The following is a 15,464-nucleotide window of genomic DNA, read 5'->3' as shown; positions in this document are numbered from 1 at the left end:
GGACAGACGGTTGCACGCGGACAAGGAAGTAGGGACCCACGAGATGGCGCGCATCGGAGACGGCGGCGATCTGCTGAAGTGCTCGTTCTGTGGAAAGAGCCAGAAGCAGGTCAAGAAGCTCATTGCGGGACCTGGCGTGTACATCTGTGACGAGTGCATCGATCTATGCAACGAGATCATCGAGGAGGAACTCGCCGAGTCCAGCGAGGTCAAACTCGACGAGCTGCCGAAACCGGCCGAGATCCGTGAGTTCCTGGAGAACTACGTGATCGGGCAGGACACCGCCAAGCGCACCCTCGCCGTGGCCGTGTACAACCACTACAAGCGCATTCAGGCGGGGGACAAGGGCCGTGACAGCCGGGGCGAGACCGTCGAGCTGACCAAGTCCAACATTCTGATGCTCGGCCCCACCGGCTGCGGCAAGACCTACTTGGCGCAGACCCTCGCGAAGATGCTGAACGTGCCGTTCGCCATCGCGGACGCCACGGCGCTCACCGAGGCGGGCTACGTGGGCGAGGACGTCGAGAACATCCTGCTGAAGCTGATCCAGGCCGCCGACTACGACGTCAAGCGGGCCGAGACCGGCATCATCTACATCGACGAGGTGGACAAGATCGCCCGCAAGAGCGAGAACCCCTCGATCACCCGCGACGTCTCCGGTGAGGGCGTGCAGCAGGCGCTGCTGAAGATCCTGGAGGGCACCCAAGCCAGCGTGCCGCCTCAGGGCGGGCGCAAGCACCCGCACCAGGAGTTCATCCAGATCGACACCACGAACGTGCTGTTCATCGTCGCTGGCGCGTTCGCGGGCCTGGAGAAGATCATCTCCGACCGCACCGGTCACCGCGGCATCGGCTTCGGCGCCGAGGTGCGCTCCAAGGCCGAGATCGACACCACCGACCACTTCGCGGAAGTGATGCCCGAGGATCTGATCAAGTTCGGTCTGATCCCTGAGTTCATCGGCCGCCTTCCTGTTGTCGCCTCGGTGACGAACCTGGACAAGGAATCGCTGGTCAAGATTCTGTCGGAGCCGAAGAACGCGCTGGTCAAGCAGTACATCAGGCTGTTCGAGATGGACGGCGTCGAGCTGGAGTTCACCCAGGACGCGCTGGAGGCGATCGCCGACCAGGCTATCCTGCGCGGCACCGGCGCTCGCGGTCTGCGCGCCATCATGGAGGAAGTCCTGCTGCCGGTGATGTACGACATTCCCAGCCGCGACGACGTCGCCAAGGTGGTCGTGAACGCCGACACTGTCAACGACAATGTGCTGCCGACCATCGTGCCGCGCAAACAGCAGCGTGCCGAGCGCCGGGAGAAGTCGGCGTAATTCCGAAGTCGAGATCCGGGCCCGTGGGAATTGTCCCGCGGGCCCGGATTTGTTTTAGAAATGTCCGAATTGTCGAGATTTGCTCGTAATTCGAGGTGTATCGGCTCGAGCGTTTGGGTACTCGATAGCCAGGGTTGAGTAGCCAGCCCAGCTCCGGGCCTCTGGCGTCCGGCGCGACACATCGCCCGGAGCGGTTTGAGCTGTCGGGCGCGACGGGACCAGGTTCCTCATGTCGACCATACTTTCCACTCACCTCACCGAAGTCCGACCGCATCGGCCCGATCCCGCTGCGCGGGTGCGGGTTTCGATCACCTCCCCGAGCGACGAGATCACCTTGTGCGCCGTCGCGGGCGAGGTGGACCAATTCACCGTCGACGAGTTGCGTCGACATCTGATCGGTGCGCTCGACACGGCCGCGCCTCGCGTGGTCGTCGATCTGTCCATGGTGTCGTTCTTCGGCATCGCGGGCCTGCGGGTGCTGTTCGAGGCGCGCTCACGCATCGCGCGGGCCGGGGGCAGGCTGCTCCTGGTCACCGGACCGCCATGCGTGGACCGGCTGCTTCAGGTGGCTGCCGACGACGTCGCCTTCGAGACGACGAACGTTCTGGCGGGCGCTCTGCTCGGCGCCGCATAGCTCTGGAGAAACCACGACGCCGCCCGGGTTGCGATTCCCGGGCGGCGTCGTCGTCGTCGGTGGCTCAGATCGGCTCGCCGCGCATGTCGTCCTGGCTCCAGTAGGCGCGCATCCTGATGATCTTGCCTTGCTCGTCGAATTCCATCGTGTCGATCGGCGTGAGCGTGAAGCGCTGATCGCCGATCTTGGTGACGACATCGAACATGAAGGCGGCGTGATTGCCCGCGACTCGCACGGTGTCGGCGTGCAGCGCTGTGGACCGGTCCAGATTGTCGAACACGGAGTAGAACTCGCGGATGGCGTTGTGGCCTTGGCGGACGGGAGTGCCCGCGGGGTCCTCGACGGTCGCGTCGGGCGCGTAGAGCTCCACGATGGATTCCGTGGGCCCGGTGCCGACCAGCTTGACGTACTGCTCGACGACATCGCGAATCTGTTGTGTCATGTCAACCCCTGATGAATTGAAACGTGTTCCAATTCGGAGGCTAGCAGTCCATGCCCGCGCCGGGTAGCCCGAAGGTCGTTCATCGGGATGCGGATCGCTGTGCGGTTGTGCCTGCTCCCGCCGGGACGCGGTGACGATTCGTCGTGGACGAATCGCGCCCGAGATGGGGAGCGCCGTTGCTCCCCCTGGTTCGCCGTTGAACCTTGGTCCCGTGCGGGTGCCGTTGTAATTATTTTCGCCCCCGTCGCTCGATGTGTTACGTCGATCACACCACGCTACTCGCCGACGGTGCCGTATTCCGGGGCGCCCGCGATGCGGTAGGCACCGATGTGGATGCCGGTCGCGGTCGTGCGGGAGTCGGTCAGGTGGAAGGCGGCGGGGCTGGCCTCGGTGGCGAAGAGTCGTTTGCCGGTGCCGAGGAGCACGGGAAAGGTGAGCAGGTAGAGGGTGTCGACGAGGCCGGCGGCGAGCAGTGTCCGGGCGAGGTTGCCGCTGCCGTGTATCTGGAGTTCGCGCCCCGCGCGGGATTTCAGGTCGGCGACGTGTTCGACGAGGTCGCCGCGCAGCAATTCGGTTCCCGCCCAGTCCGCGCGCTCGAGGGTATGGGTGCCAACGTATTTCGGCAGCGCATTGAGTTTCGAGGCGATCGGGTCGGCGGGGTCGTCGTGCTCCGGCCAGTATCCGGCGAAGATCTCGTAGGTGCGCCTGCCGAGCAGGAAGGCGTCCGCGCGAGCGAACACCTCGCTCACGAACTCGGCCCCTGCCTCGTCGAAGTACGGCGCCGTCCAGCCGCCGTGCGTGAAGCCGCCGTCGGTGTCCTCTCGCGGCCCGCCCGGCGCCTGGCAGACGCCATCGATGGTGACGAACTGGGTGAGCGACAGTTCCATGAGCGGGCTTCCTTTCGTCGGTTTCGCGCGTGTCGCGCGTGTCGTTCACCTGTTCTGACGGCGACGCGCCAGAAAACTCATCGCAACATTTGACCGGTGTGTCGGCGGTCCGCCGCCGGTGCCGTGCTGTTTACTCGGTGCGGTCAACCAGATGTTCGAGTGACGAGTGAAAGCGGAGGAGACATGGCACTGCCCACGATGACCGCCGAGCAGCGCACCGAGGCGTTGGCCAAAGCGGCTGCGGTGCGCAAGGCGCGCTCCGAACTGATCGGCAAGGTCAAGGCCGGCAAGGTGTCGGTCGCCGACCTGCTGAAGAAAGCGGAGTCCGATGATCTGGTGAAGAAGACCAAGGTGGCGGCGGTGATCAAGGCCCTGCCCGGCGTCGGTCCGGTGAAGGCAGCGAAGCTGATGGATCAGGCCGAGATCCCCGAGGACCGCCGCATCGGCGGCCTGGGCGCCCGGCAGCGCGAGGCACTGCTCAAGGCCCTCGACGCCTGACGGCGTCGTAGCGACCTGGCTCGAGCCGGAGGCGCACGCCAGTACGCCCGAGGCGACCTACCCGGCTCCGCGCCGACGGTCGCCCGGGCCTCTCGTGCGACGCCTCCGGCCAGGCACCTCCGGTGGGCGTGCTCAGCGCGTCGGACGGCGGCGCGGGAAGTGGAACTCGATGGGCCGGGGGTCGGGCGCCTGCACCGGAGTCACCAGCAGGCAAGCCGCGCCGAGCGCCAAAAGGGTCGCGGCCGCGAGCAGGCTCAGCGTGAAGTTGACGCCGCTCATCGCGTCCGGCTTGTGAAACGCGTGGTAGATGACATGCGGGATGGCGAAGACCAGCCAGCCCAGCCCAGCGGCCTGCGCCAGCGCGCTGCCCCCGCGCCACAGCGCGAAGCCGCTCACCGCGGCGAGGGCCAGGAAGAAGGCACCGACATCGCCGGTCAGGTGGTGGTTGTAGGGGCCGTCGGCGGCGACCCACTGCATCCCGAATCCGGGGAAACTCGTATACCAGGAGTGTGGCGCCAGCACCGCCCACAGGCCGACCGCCGCGCCCTGAAACGTCAGTATCGCCAACATGATTCGCACGGCCAGCCACCGGTGGCGGTGCTGCTCGAAACGCATCCGGACGCGCACGCCGCCGGACTTTCCTTCCACCGAGATCCGCATCGATCGCTCCGTTCCTCGCCGAAGGGTGTTCGGGCGTGCAGTCACGGTAGAACGGACATCGAGTAACGGGCAATAGGCGTCGAGCCGAATCAGCTCGCGGGGCGCGCGGTGGATCGCCGCTCCACGCGGTGCGCGCCGGAGTAGACGTTCATGGTGTCGCCGCGCAGGAAGCCGACCAGGGTGAGGCCGGATTCCTCGGCCAGGTCGACCGCGAGCGAGCTCGGCGCCGACACCGCTCCGAGCATCGGCACACCGGCCAGCACCGCCTTCTGGACCAGCTCGAAGGACGCCCGCCCGCTCACGATGAGCACCAGATCGGATGCGGGGACGCGGTTTTCCCGCAGGGCCCAGCCCAGCACCTTGTCCACCGCGTTGTGCCTGCCGATGTCTTCCCGCACCGCGAGCACCGTCCCGTCGGCGGTGAACAGGCCCGCCGCGTGCAGGCCGCCGGTGGCGTCGAAGACCGACTGCCGCGCGCGCAGCGTCTCGGGCATGCCTGCGAGTACGGCCGGGTCGACGGCAGGCGCGTTCTCCGGGAGCGGGTAGCGGCTGTGGGCCTTGACCTCGTCGAGGGCGGTCTTGCCGCAGAGCCCGCACGAGCTGGTGGTGAAGAAGCTGCGGGCGCGGGCGGGCTTGGGGGCGCGCAGCTCGATGTCGAGCACGTTGTAGGTGTTGCGGCCTTCCGCGTCGGTGCCCGCGCAGTAGCGGGCGCTCACCACGTCCTTGGCCGATTCGATGATGTTCTCGCTCAACAGGAATCCGTGCACCAGGTCGACATCGGCGCCGGGGGTGCGCATGGTGACGGTCAGCGACCGCCCGCCGAGCCGGATCTCCAGCGGCTCCTCCACGGCCAGCGTGTCGGGTCGCTGGATCTCCCCGGACGGGGAGAGGCGCAGCGTGCGTCGGCGCGCGGTAACCCGCTCGCTCACGATTCGGCTCCGACGTGCACGTGCCGCTCCAGGCGGATGGTCACTGCCTTGGAAACGGGTGTATTGGACCGCGCCGCAACGTGATCCAGCGGTACCAGCGCGTTCGTCTCGGGGTAGTACGCGGCGGCGTTGCCGCGCGGCGTCGGGTAGGCGACCACGCGGAAGGCGCGGACGCGCCGCTCGACGCCGTCGGTCCACTCCGAGATCAGATCGACGAGATCGCCGTCGGCGAAACCGAATTCAGCGATGTCGTCGGCGTTCGCCAGGATCACCCGGCGTCCGCCGTGCACGCCGCGGTAGCGGTCGTCGAGGCCGTAGATGGTGGTGTTGTACTGGTCGTGGCTGCGCAGGGTCTGCAGCACGAGCCTGCCCTCCGGCACCGGAACCCAGGTCAGCTCGTTGACCGCGAAGTTGGCGCGGCCGGTGGCGGTGCGGAATTCGCGGCTGTCGCGCGGGGGATGCGGCAGCACGAAGCCGTTGCGCTGCCGGACCCGGGTGTTGTACTCGGCGCAACCGGGCACCACGCGCGCGATCGCGTCGCGAATCTTGTCGTAGTCGCGCCGGTAGCGCGCCCACGGCACCGGATGGTCCGCGCCGAACAGCGCGAGGGCCAGTTCGCAGACGATGGCGACCTCGCTGCGCAGCTGATCGCCGACGGGTTCGAGGCGACCGGTGGAGAGGTGCACCATGGACATCGAATCCTCCACCGACACATGCTGTTTCACGCCGTCCACGATGTCCTTGTCGGTGCGCCCGAGGGTGGGCAGGATCAGCGCCGTGCGTCCGTGCACCACGTGGCTGCGGTTGAGCTTGGTCGAAACCTGCACGGTCAGTGCGCAATTGCGCAGCGCGGCCTCGGTGACCTCGGTGTCGGGCGTCGCCGAGACGAAGTTGCCGCCCATGCCGAAGAACACCTTGGCCCTGCCGTCGCGCATGGCGCGGATGGAATGCACCGTGTCCAGGCCGTGCTCGCGGGGGCTGGTGATGCCGAACTCGCGGTCGAGCGCGTCGAGGAAGAAGTCGGGCATCTTCTCCCAGATGCCCATGGTGCGGTCGCCCTGCACGTTGGAGTGGCCGCGCACGGGGCACACGCCTGCGCCCGGCTTGCCGATCATGCCACGCAGCAACAACAGATTGGTCGCCTCCTCGATGGTGGCGACGCCGTGCGCCTGCTGGGTGAGGCCCATCGCCCAGCAGATGATGGTGTTGCGCGATTCGGCGAGCAGCCGCGCCGTGCGTTCGAGTTCCGCCCTCGACAGTCCGGTTGCGGTTTCGACGACGTCGAGATCCACCGCGCGCGTGTGGCTTTCGTATTCGGCGAAGCCCGCGCAGTGCGCGTCGACGAACGCGCGGTCCACGACGGTGCCTGGCGCCCGGTCCTCGGCCTCGAACAGCAGCTTGCCCAGACCCTGGAACAGGGCCATGTCGCCACCGAGCCGGATCTGCAGGAAGTCGTCGGCGATCGCCACGCCGGTGGTGACGCCGCGCACGGTCTGCGGATCGCGGAAGCCGAGCAGCCCCGTCTCGGGCAGCGGGTTGACCGCGACGACCCTGGCGCCGTTGGCCTTCGCGTCGGCGAGGGCGCTGAGCATGCGGGGGTGGTTGGTGCCGGGGTTCTGGCCCGCGACGACGATCAGATCGGCCTTGCCGAAGTCGTCGATCGAGACCGAGCCCTTGCCGATGCCGATGGAGCCGATGAGCGCGGCGCCCGAGGACTCGTGGCACATGTTCGAGCAGTCCGGCAGATTATTGGTGCCGTAGCTGCGGACCAGCAACTGGTAGAGGAAGGCGGTCTCGTTGGCGGTGCGGCCCGAGGTGTAGAACACGGCCTCGTCGGGTGAGGCCAGCTCGCGCAGCTGATCGGCGATCACCCGGTACGCCTGGTCCCAGGAGATGGGCGAATAGTGGGTGTCACCGGGGCGCAGCACCATCGGATGGGTGAGCCTGCCCTGCTGACCGAGCCAATATCCGGACTTCCCTGCCAACTCGGCGACGGAGTGGGCGGCGAAGAACTCCGGCGTGACGGTGCGCAGGGTTGCCTCCTCGGCGACGGCCTTGGCGCCGTTCTCGCAGAACTCGGCGGGACGCCGGTGTCCGGTGGGTTCCGGCCAGGCGCAGCCTGGGCAGTCGAAGCCGTTGACCTGGTTGACCCTGGCCAGCGTGCGGGCGGTGCGGACGACGCCCATCTCCTCGACCGACCGCTTCAGCGCGACGGCCACGGCGGTGACGCCCGCGGCCTGCTCTTTGGGCGCGGTGACGGTCAGCGCGGATTCATCGATGTCCTCGGTGGGGCCGTGTCGATGCATGTCCCTATTGTCCTCTCCGCACGCTGACTGTCTCAGCAGGACTGCTGCCGCGCTCTTCGCATCGTAGGCCGCGGCGCGGGGTGCGACACCTCGTCGGGGCGAATCGCGGCGCAGAGCCGAGCAACGGCCGGGCGAAGCGCAGGACCCGCTCAGGAACGACGCGTCTGGGCGGTGGCAGGGTGACGTTCGTCGGCTCTGTGGGTGAGGACCTTCTCGCCGATGCGGATGCGCCAACCGGGCGGCAGCTCGACGGGCGCGGTGCCGATGCGGGTCCAAGAGTCCGTGCCCGGCCCCGCGACATAGGTGCCCGCAGGCGTGGAGGCGTCGCGGATGAAGACCTTGCCCCTGTTGAGCGAGACGTAGGCGTGCACGCGGGAGACGTGCCGGTCCCTCGGCACCGCCAGCGGCGACGCGATGGCGTTGCGCACCGAATCGTCGGCGGTCGGGCTGCGGCCGATGACGTACGGACGGTCGAGCGGGTACGCGGTGTCCTCGAAGACCAGCGCGCCCGTCGGGGCTTCGGCCTGCGGCGAGCCCTTCGGCGGGCGCGGCGGCGGGACGCGAACCCCGTGGGTGGCCGGATTCTTCTGCAAGGCAACGGGTTCGGGGCGTGCGGAGCCGAATCCGGCGGTCTGGGACCAAGCGAGCGGCATCGCCCTCGTACCGACGTCCTGCGGGCGAGCTGCAGTAGGCGGGCGGCCGGATCCGGCGCTCGGCTCGACGGGGGAGTCGGCGTCCTTCCGGATGTCGTCGGAGTCGTCCGTCAGCGCCTCGAAGCCCGCGGGCGCGGTCGCCGGTGGTTCGTCGGATAGGGCTGTCGCGGTGGCGGCGACGCGCTGCGGAGTCTTCGGTGCGCCCGCTTTGCGCACGGCGACGCGCCATTCGAAGCCACCGCCGGGGACGGTGCCCGCGCGGAGATCGGTACGGGGCAGCGGAGTGATCGGAACGCCGGTGTCGGCGCCCACGGTGATCCGGCGCACCGGTTCGCGCACGATCTCGTCCACCCAGGTGAACGCCCGCGCGCCGGACAGCCTGCGGGCGCCCTCCGCACCGTGGATCTCGGCGGCGACCGGTCCGCGCAGCAGGATGACCGTGCCATCGTCGGTCGGGGCGACCACGCCGAACGGCGGCGGCTCGGAGCCGCTGCCGAACACCACGGCGGCCAGCCGCTGGGCGATCGCGGCCCCCGGATGATCGCCCTCGGCGACGGCCTCGATGGCACCGAGAATCCGGTCGGTGGAAGCGGTTTCACCCGCGAGATACACCACCACCGCGCCGAAGCGTGCAATCAGACCATCGCCCGGCGCGATTCCTATGGTCGACGGGTTCTTGCGCACCCGCGCCTCCTTCCCGCGCACTACCGGCGTCCAGCATAGAGGCTTGCACAGGACGTGATGGGGCGCATCGGGACAGGAAGGGACCGCTGGGAATCGCCCGACCGGTCGTTCCGGCCGGGGAATCCGCAGGGCAGCGCGCAGAGTCGGGCGAAGTCGGGCACCTTGCGGATCGGTCGGGCGTGATCTAGCCGACTTCGCGGCCGTCGAGTGTTCTCGGGCTCGCCGCTGTCGTCGCGATCACGTGACGGGCGGGGATTTCACCCTTCGGACACTCGCGCCCTCCAGTCCCTGAGGAACCCCTGCTGATCGGCTCGGCGAGCGGTTCCGCGTGGATCCCGGGACACGCACCGAGCGCGTCGTCGTGGGCAGGCATGGAAATCACGCGACTTCGCCCGACGATCCGGCGATACTCCCTCCATGCGATCTATCAGACCGGCGACCGAGACCGACCTGCCCGTTCTGCGAGACATCGAACGGGCGGCCGGAAAACCGTTCGCCGAGATCGGCATGACGGCCGTCGCCGACGACGAGCCGCCGACGCTCGCCACGCTGCGCGAATTCCAGCGGGCCGGGCGGGCCTGGGTCGCGACCGACGCCGCCGACCGGCCGATCGCCTATCTGGTCCTCGGCATCGTCGACGGTAACGCGCACGTCGATCAGGTTTCGGTCGACCCGGGGCACGCCGGGCGACGCCTCGGCAAGCGACTCATCGACCACGCCGTCCGCTGGGCACAGGCCAACGGGCTGCCCGCCATCCTCACCCTCACCACGTTCACCGAGGTGGCGTGGAACGGTCCGTATTACGAGCGCCTCGGCTTCCGGTACTTGTCGGCGGCCGAGGAGACGCCGGGCCTTCGCGCCCTGCGCACCGCCGAAGCCGAGCACGGACTCGACCGCTGGCCTCGCGCCTGCATGCGGGCCGAACTCGACACGTGGGTCTTCGACTGAGTTTTCGTTAGAGAGAGCCCATCGCTGATGTGCGGAAATCCCCGCATCAGGTGCATGGCCACCGGCAGGACACCGGTTTTCGGCCGCGCCCGATCCGGTGCGGCCTGGCAGAACGCCGCTCGACCTGCTTCCGCTGGACGCGGGCGAGGGCAACCGCTGGATCCTGTCGGATCTGGACGACTCCATGCGCCCCCTTCGCCTGACGCGACCGAGTGCAGTGCGAGCGTAGCCCGCTACACATCCGGATCGGCGTTGTCGCCCGCATCGGTTGGTGCGCCGGGATCGCCTGGGGGCCAATGCTTCCGGTTGGTGGCCTGACGTAAGGTGTGCTCACCTCCTGCCGAGGGGCGGTGGACATTGGTCCAGACACCGCGCCCAGGGAGGAGGTGGTGGGGAATGGCGAAACATCGCCGGGAAAAGAGTGAGGCCCCGGTCGATTACGGCATCATCTTGGCCGTTGCTGTCGTGACCGCCGGGGCACTCGTCCTGGTCCGCCGAGCGCGGGCTATCTGACCCACCGGGTGGGGCGTCGTCGGAAGCCGACGCTCCACCCTCTCGGCATCACTAGCGTGACGAGCTCCAGCATACAGGCACCGCAATTGCCTTGCCCTGGATGTGCGAGGGCCGTACACCCCAGATCGCCTGACGATCAGGTCGTGGCGAGGGCCGCGGTGGCCGCGGGCATGGCGGCGGCGCGGTCCTCGGGAACCAGGCCGATGCGGGTGCGTCGATCGAGCAGGTCGTCGACGTGTAGCGCGCCCTCGTGGGAGAGGGCGAAGGCGAATTCGGCTCCGATGACGTCCATCCCGGGGGCGACTGGCTCGCGCAGGGCCGGGTCGAGGTTGGCGAGAGTGGCGACGGCGGGCGCTTCGCTGCCGTAGCGTTCCACCAGCAGCGGGGCCGCGGCGAGGCGATCGCGTGCCGCACCGGAGACCGCGCCGACCAGGGGCAGCCGTTTGGTCGTGCAAGGCGCCGCGGCGAGGCGGGCGTGGCGCACCGCCGCGTCGACGACATCCTCGGCCATCCGGCGGTACGTGGTGAGCTTGCCGCCGACGATCGTGATCACGCCGACCGGAGAGGTCAGCACCGCGTGCTCGCGGGAGATGTCGGCTGTGCTGCCGTCGGCGGTCTTCAGCAAGGGACGCAAGCCCGCGTACCGGCCGCGAATATCGGTGTGCGTCAACGGTTCTCGCAGCACGGTGTTGATGGTTCCGAGCAAGAAGTCCACCTCGGCCTCGGTGGGCTGCGGTTCGTCGGGCACCGGGCCCGGCGCGTCTTCGTCGGTCAAGCCGAGGTAGACCCGGCCGTGCGCGGCGGGGAAGGCGAAGACGAACCGGCTGGTGCTGCCGGGAACCGGCACCGTCAGCGCGGCGCTGAGCCCGCCGAAGGACTCGGCGGAGAACACCAGGTGGGTGCCCCGGCTCGGTCGCAGTTCGATGCTCGAGTCGACCTGGTCGGCCCACACGCCGGTGGCGTTGACGACGGCTCGGGCGCGCACAGAAAGGGTCTCGCCGGAAAGGGTGTCGCGCAGCGTGGCCGAATCCCCGGTCACGTCGACTGCTTCCACCCTGGTGAGGACGGTCGCGCCATGGGCGGCCGCGGTGCGGGCCAGCGCGACGACCAGCCGCGCGTCGTCCACCAGTTGTCCATCCCATGCCTCGAGCCCGCCGCGCAGACCTGCCCGGCGCACGGTCGGGGCCAAGCGCAGCGCCTCCGCGGCGGCGACCCGTCGCGACCGCGGCAGTGTCGCGGCCGGCGTGCCTGCGCCGCGCCGCAACGCATCGCCGGCCAGGAAGCCCGCGCGGATCAAGGCCTGTTGCGCCGCACCGACATTCGGCAGCAGCGGCACCAGCTGCGGCAGTGGACGCACCAGATGCGGTGCGGTGGTGCCGATCAGGATGCCGCGCTCGACCGCGCTCTCGTGCGCGATCCCGATCCGTCCGCTCGCCAGATATCGCAGACCGCCGTGCACCAGCTTCGAACTCCACCGGCTGGTGCCGAATGCCAGGTCGTGTCGTTCCACCAGTACGGTGCGCAGCCCGCGCGCGGCGGCGTCCAGCGCGGCGCCCGCTCCGGTCACGCCGCCGCCGATCACCAGCACGTCGATCTCGCCGCCGTCGCCGAGAGCGCGCAGCTCGCGCGCGCGGCGCTCGGCATTGAGCGCGGAATCCCCGTGGGTCGCCGGATCATTGGTCATGGCAAAGCCTTTCGTCATTCGGAGTCGCCGGGGCGGAGATAGCCGTCGATGGCGCGGGCCAGTTCGGTATCCAGCTCGGGGGCGGGCAGCATGGGCGCGACGGTTCCCGCGGATTGCACCGCGGACTGGACGATCAGCAGCATCATGGTGGCCAGCTGGCGAGGATCGCCCGGCCGGATGGAGCCGTCCTCCTGGCCGTCTTCGATCGCGGCGGCGAACAGCTCGATGAGGATGCGCTGATTGCGGCCGAGCCTGCCGAACACATAGGTCAGCATCAGGTCGGTATCGGTGCGAAAGATCTTGCCGAACAACGGGTTCGAGCGCACCATCCCCGCGCCTTCGACCACGCCCTCTACCAGCCGCGTCCGCGCGGGCCCCGCCTCGGGCATGGCGGCGGTGAGAATGCCGCGCAGTTCGCGCACCAGTAGTTCGGCGACCAGTGCGCCGGTGTCGGACCACCGGCGATATACGGTCGGCCTGCTGACGCCCGCGCGGCGCGCGACCTCGGTGAGCGTGGTCCGGCGGACCCCGAACTCCTCGACGCAGGCGCGCGCGGCGTCGAAGATCGCCAGGTCGATGGCCGAAAGTTCGGCGTCCGGGTCGTCGGTCACGTGAATCACCACCGGGCTGAGTGCGGGGACGGGCAGTTACTGCTTGACAGTCTATGTCAAACTGTAACGCATGGTCGAGACGCAGCACGAAGGCGGGCATTCCGGGCCCGCGGCAAAGCCGGGCGCGCACGCGCAGGTACCGAGTATGGTGTGGGACGCCTGGGGTATCCCGGCCGGACACAAGCCACTTTCGGCACAGATCCGCGGCCTGCTCGCGCAGGTTTTCGGCGTGTCCGGCGAACCGGTGGCGCGACGCGATGAGGGTGACGTGCCACTCCGCCCGTCGGCGCTGACGCAGGCGCAGCGGGACGGGTTGGTCGCGGTGGTCGGTGCGGACAATGTGTCGGCCGACCATCACGATCGGTTGCGGCGCGCGGGCGGCAAGAGCACCCTCGATTTGCTGCGCCGCCGAGCCGAGGAGCCGCAGGATGCTCCCGACGCCATCGTCTTTCCCGCCGACCACGAGCAGGTGCTCGCGGTGCTGGCCTACTGCGCCGAGCACGGCATTGCGGTAGTGCCCTTCGGCGGCGGCACCAGCGTGGTCGGCGGCGTCGACCCGGTGCGCGGGCAATTCGACACCGTCATCGCCCTCGACCTGCGCCGCATCGACTCGATCGGCGAAGTCGACCCGGTCAGCGGCACCGCGACCCTCGGCGCGGGTCTCACCGGACCACGGGCCGAGGAACTGCTCGCCGCGCAAGGACTTTCGCTCGGGCACTTCCCGCAGAGCTTCGAGTTCGCCAGCATCGGTGGTTTCGCGGCGACCAGATCCTCCGGTCAGGCATCGGCGGGATACGGCCGGTTCGACGACATGGTGCAGCGACTGAAGATCGCCACGCCGACCGGCTCGCTGGAGCTGGGTCGCGCGCCCGCCTCCGCCGCCGGTCCGGACCTGCGCGAGCTGTTCGTCGGCTCGGAGGGCACGCTCGGCGTGATCACCGAGGTAACGCTGCGCGTGCACCCGCTCCCAGAAACCACCGCCTACCAGGCGTGGTCGTTCCCCGACTTCGCCAGCGGCGCTGCCGCGCTGCGCGCCGTGGTGCAGGCGGGCGCGGCCCCGACGGTGCTCCGGCTCTCCGACGAGGCCGAGACCGGAATGAACCTGGCCCGCTCGGGCGACATCGGCGGCCAAGCGGTGTCGGGCTGCCTCGCGATCACCACCTTCGAGGGCAGCGCGGAGCACGTCGCGGCCCGCTCGGCCGAGGCGACCGCGCTGCTGGCAGCCGCGGGCGGCACCGCGCTCGGCGAACAGCCCGCCCGCGAATGGGAGCACGGCCGGTTCGCCGCACCCTACATGCGCGACGCGCTGCTCGATGCCGGAGTGCTGTGCGAGACCCTCGAGACCGCGACGACCTGGTCCAACGTCGCCGAGCTCAAGGCGAAAACGACTGCGGCGCTGACCGATTCGCTCGGTGCGCAGGGCACGCCCGCGCTGGTGATGTGCCACATCTCGCATACCTATCCGACCGGCGCTTCGCTGTACTTCACCGTCGTCGCCAAGCAGCTCGACGATCCGATCGCGCAGTGGCAGACCGCCAAACGCGCGGTGGGCGACGCGATCATGGCCGCGGGCGGCACGATCACCCACCACCACGCGGTCGGCGCCGACCACCGGCCCTGGCTGCCCACCGAGGTCGGCGAGCTCGGCATCCGGGTGCTGCGCGCGGTGAAACGGGAATTGGACCCCGCGGGCATCCTCAACCCTGGGAAACTGATCTGATGAACCGCGAGGCGTCGAGCAGTGTCCGCTCCGCATTGGTCGTCACGAACCGGCTGTCCGGCGCGGGCAAGGGACACGACACCGCGACGGTGGCCATCGCCCGGCTCGCCGAGCGCGGCGTCGAGGTCACCGAGGTCCGGGCGCCGTCGGCGGCCGAATCCGTTCGGCTGGTACGTGATTCGCTGGCGAATCCGGATCCCGCGGCTCGCCCCGACGCGGTGGTGTGCGTCGGCGGGGACGGCCTGATCTGTGTGATCCTCGAGGCCGTCGCGCAGACCGGCGTGCCGCTCGGCCTGGTGCCGAGCGGCACGGGCAACGATCTGGCGCGCGCGCTCGGCGTCCCCACCGACGACCCGGCGGCCGCGGTCGACGTGGTGCTCGCCGGACGCACCGAGGTGATGGACCTCGGCCGGATCGAGTCGGACGCGCCGGATGCCACTCCGATGTGGTTCGCGACCGTCACGGGAACCGGATTCGACGCGCGGGTGACGTTGCGCGCGAACGAGATGCGCTGGCCGAAGGGCAGGCTCCGCTACACCGTCGCGGCCCTGGCCGAGATCACCGGCGGCTTCACCGTGCCCTATCGGATCGAACTGTCCGGCATCGCCGAAGGCGCGGTGGACAACCCGCCGGGCGACGGCGTGATCGAGACCGACGCGGTGATGGTCGCGGTCGGCAACACCCGCACCTACGGCGGCGGCATGCTGATCTGCCCCGACGCCGAGATGGACGACGGGCTGCTCGATCTCACGGTGGTCGGCGCGGTGTCGCGGTTGGAGATGCTGCGCCTGCTGCCCGCGCTGTCGGCGGGCAAGCGCATCGATCATCCCGCCGTGGCCCAATACCGTGCCGAGGCGGTGACTCTCACCGCACCGGGCGCGCCCGCCACCGCCGACGGCGAACCGGCGGGGATGCTGCCCATCACGTTGCGCGCGGTGCCCGCGGCGCTGACGGTGCTCATGCCATGAGCG

Annotated in this window: 14 protein-coding genes; 6 read left to right on the top strand and 8 right to left on the bottom strand. The window is 69.3% G+C overall.

Annotated elements, in window-relative coordinates:
- Window positions 1–43 precede the first annotated feature (43 nt).
- The gene (gene clpX, locus AB0H50_RS20230) at window positions 44–1,324 is read left to right on the top strand and encodes an ATP-dependent Clp protease ATP-binding subunit ClpX (protein ID WP_067787500.1); all 1,281 of its coding nucleotides are present in this window, start codon (window positions 44–46) and stop codon (window positions 1,322–1,324) included.
- A 229-nt stretch (window positions 1,325–1,553) separates the two neighbouring features.
- Window positions 1,554–1,958 (top strand): STAS domain-containing protein, encoded by a 405-nt coding sequence (locus tag AB0H50_RS20225; RefSeq protein WP_357454606.1) that lies wholly within the window; start codon window positions 1,554–1,556, stop codon window positions 1,956–1,958.
- A 64-nt stretch (window positions 1,959–2,022) separates the two neighbouring features.
- On the opposite strand, the gene AB0H50_RS20220 is transcribed toward AB0H50_RS20225, so the two are convergent.
- Together AB0H50_RS20220 and AB0H50_RS20215 are read right to left on the bottom strand one after the other, a co-directional pair.
- On the bottom strand, window positions 2,023–2,400 hold the full coding sequence (locus AB0H50_RS20220) for a nuclear transport factor 2 family protein (RefSeq protein ID WP_357454603.1): 378 nt from the start codon (window positions 2,398–2,400) through the stop codon (window positions 2,023–2,025).
- A 275-nt stretch (window positions 2,401–2,675) separates the two neighbouring features.
- Window positions 2,676–3,287, bottom strand: a complete 612-nt coding sequence (locus tag AB0H50_RS20215) for a dihydrofolate reductase family protein (RefSeq protein ID WP_357454600.1) — start codon at window positions 3,285–3,287, stop codon at window positions 2,676–2,678.
- 183 nt (window positions 3,288–3,470) lie between these two features.
- Between AB0H50_RS20215 and mihF the strand changes: the two genes are divergently transcribed.
- Window positions 3,471–3,785 (top strand): integration host factor, actinobacterial type, encoded by a 315-nt coding sequence (gene mihF, locus AB0H50_RS20210; RefSeq protein WP_068062535.1) that lies wholly within the window; start codon window positions 3,471–3,473, stop codon window positions 3,783–3,785.
- A 132-nt stretch (window positions 3,786–3,917) separates the two neighbouring features.
- Here mihF and AB0H50_RS20205 read toward each other — a convergent pair whose 3' ends face one another.
- From AB0H50_RS20205 to AB0H50_RS20190, 4 genes are all read right to left on the bottom strand, one after another.
- Window positions 3,918–4,445 carry a hypothetical protein gene (locus AB0H50_RS20205; RefSeq protein ID WP_357454597.1) on the bottom strand — a complete coding sequence of 176 codons (528 nt, stop codon included), beginning with the start codon at window positions 4,443–4,445 and terminating at the stop codon, window positions 3,918–3,920.
- Window positions 4,446–4,534: 89 nt separating this feature from the next.
- Entirely contained in the window at window positions 4,535–5,374 is an 840-nt protein-coding gene (gene fdhD, locus AB0H50_RS20200; protein ID WP_357454594.1) for a formate dehydrogenase accessory sulfurtransferase FdhD, read from the bottom strand.
- Window positions 5,371–7,680: an FdhF/YdeP family oxidoreductase gene (locus AB0H50_RS20195; protein ID WP_357454592.1), complete on the bottom strand. Its 2,310-nt coding sequence runs from the start codon at window positions 7,678–7,680 to the stop codon at window positions 5,371–5,373. The genes fdhD and AB0H50_RS20195 overlap by 4 nt, the downstream gene beginning before the upstream one ends.
- Before the next feature lie 149 nt (window positions 7,681–7,829).
- Window positions 7,830–9,017, bottom strand: a complete 1,188-nt coding sequence (locus AB0H50_RS20190; protein WP_357454589.1) for an FHA domain-containing protein — start codon at window positions 9,015–9,017, stop codon at window positions 7,830–7,832.
- 417 nt (window positions 9,018–9,434) lie between these two features.
- Between AB0H50_RS20190 and AB0H50_RS20185 the strand changes: the two genes are divergently transcribed.
- A complete protein-coding gene (locus AB0H50_RS20185; RefSeq protein WP_357454586.1) occupies window positions 9,435–9,965 on the top strand; it encodes a GNAT family N-acetyltransferase in 531 nt (176 codons plus the stop codon).
- 649 nt (window positions 9,966–10,614) lie between these two features.
- Here the strand turns inward: AB0H50_RS20185 and AB0H50_RS20180 are convergent.
- Window positions 10,615–12,162 carry a glycerol-3-phosphate dehydrogenase/oxidase gene (locus AB0H50_RS20180; protein ID WP_357454583.1) on the bottom strand — a complete coding sequence of 516 codons (1,548 nt, stop codon included), beginning with the start codon at window positions 12,160–12,162 and terminating at the stop codon, window positions 10,615–10,617.
- Window positions 12,163–12,176: 14 nt separating this feature from the next.
- Window positions 12,177–12,779, bottom strand: coding sequence for a TetR/AcrR family transcriptional regulator (locus tag AB0H50_RS20175; protein WP_357455344.1), 603 nt, complete (start codon window positions 12,777–12,779; stop codon window positions 12,177–12,179).
- Between the two features lie 139 nt (window positions 12,780–12,918).
- On the opposite strand from AB0H50_RS20175, the gene AB0H50_RS20170 reads away from it, so the two are divergent.
- Together AB0H50_RS20170 and AB0H50_RS20165 are read left to right on the top strand one after the other, a co-directional pair.
- A complete protein-coding gene (locus tag AB0H50_RS20170) occupies window positions 12,919–14,493 on the top strand; it encodes an FAD-binding oxidoreductase (protein WP_357455341.1) in 1,575 nt (524 codons plus the stop codon).
- The gene (locus AB0H50_RS20165) at window positions 14,493–15,461 is read left to right on the top strand and encodes a YegS/Rv2252/BmrU family lipid kinase (protein WP_357454580.1); all 969 of its coding nucleotides are present in this window, start codon (window positions 14,493–14,495) and stop codon (window positions 15,459–15,461) included. Before AB0H50_RS20170 ends, AB0H50_RS20165 begins: the two co-directional genes overlap by 1 nt.
- Window positions 15,462–15,464 lie beyond the last annotated feature (3 nt).

Origin of the sequence: Nocardia sp. NPDC050793 (genome assembly GCF_040654065.1) — a bacterium.
Classification (GTDB): domain Bacteria; phylum Actinomycetota; class Actinomycetes; order Mycobacteriales; family Mycobacteriaceae; genus Nocardia.
This window is presented reverse-complemented; position numbering and strand designations above follow the sequence as displayed.

What these genes read in the sequence shown, in the direction of transcription:
- clpX (WP_067787500.1), top strand. Translation starts at nt 44, where the DNA reads ATGGCGCGCATCGGAGACGGCGGCGATCTGCTGAAGTGCTCGTTCTGT.
- AB0H50_RS20225 (WP_357454606.1), top strand. Translation starts at nt 1,554, where the DNA reads ATGTCGACCATACTTTCCACTCACCTCACCGAAGTCCGACCGCATCGG.
- AB0H50_RS20220 (WP_357454603.1), bottom strand. Translation starts at nt 2,400, where the DNA reads ATGACACAACAGATTCGCGATGTCGTCGAGCAGTACGTCAAGCTGGTC.
- AB0H50_RS20215 (WP_357454600.1), bottom strand. Translation starts at nt 3,287, where the DNA reads ATGGAACTGTCGCTCACCCAGTTCGTCACCATCGATGGCGTCTGCCAG.
- mihF (WP_068062535.1), top strand. Translation starts at nt 3,471, where the DNA reads ATGGCACTGCCCACGATGACCGCCGAGCAGCGCACCGAGGCGTTGGCC.
- AB0H50_RS20205 (WP_357454597.1), bottom strand. Translation starts at nt 4,445, where the DNA reads ATGCGGATCTCGGTGGAAGGAAAGTCCGGCGGCGTGCGCGTCCGGATG.
- AB0H50_RS20195 (WP_357454592.1), bottom strand. Translation starts at nt 7,680, where the DNA reads ATGCATCGACACGGCCCCACCGAGGACATCGATGAATCCGCGCTGACC.
- AB0H50_RS20185 (WP_357454586.1), top strand. Translation starts at nt 9,435, where the DNA reads ATGCGATCTATCAGACCGGCGACCGAGACCGACCTGCCCGTTCTGCGA.
- AB0H50_RS20180 (WP_357454583.1), bottom strand. Translation starts at nt 12,162, where the DNA reads ATGACCAATGATCCGGCGACCCACGGGGATTCCGCGCTCAATGCCGAG.
- AB0H50_RS20170 (WP_357455341.1), top strand. Translation starts at nt 12,919, where the DNA reads ATGGTGTGGGACGCCTGGGGTATCCCGGCCGGACACAAGCCACTTTCG.
- AB0H50_RS20165 (WP_357454580.1), top strand. Translation starts at nt 14,493, where the DNA reads ATGAACCGCGAGGCGTCGAGCAGTGTCCGCTCCGCATTGGTCGTCACG.